This is a genomic window from Clostridium neuense, from assembly GCF_045310695.1.
GTDB lineage: Bacteria > Bacillota > Clostridia > Clostridiales > Clostridiaceae > Clostridium_S > Clostridium_S neuense.
Genome location: NZ_JBJIAA010000068.1, coordinates 1 through 253, shown reverse-complemented (window position 1 = coordinate 253; position 253 = coordinate 1). Strand labels below are relative to the sequence as shown.

Here is a 253-nt window from a genome sequence, read left to right as displayed (position 1 = left end):
AATAAATATCCACCAGCTTAGCTGGTGGTTTTTCCTTAAGCCCTATAAGGGCACATTACCAGCATTATGCCTTAAGGCATCTTAAAAATCTCGCCAGCCGCAATTTACATTACTTGCCACCCTTAAAAGGGTCCATATACTCCTTTATACTTATTTGGTCAGCGATCATATCTTCCTTTTGTTGATTTCTTATATATTCCTCTATTGCTTTCTTATTTTTTCCTACTGTATCAACATAAAAACCTCGACACCA

The 253-nt window shown here is 36.8% G+C and carries 1 pseudogene; it reads right to left on the bottom strand.

Features of this window, described 5'->3' with window-relative positions:
- Positions 1-109: 109 nt before the first annotated feature.
- A pseudogene (locus ACJDT4_RS23405) lies at positions 110-253 on the bottom strand (IS200/IS605 family transposase); the annotation flags it as partial.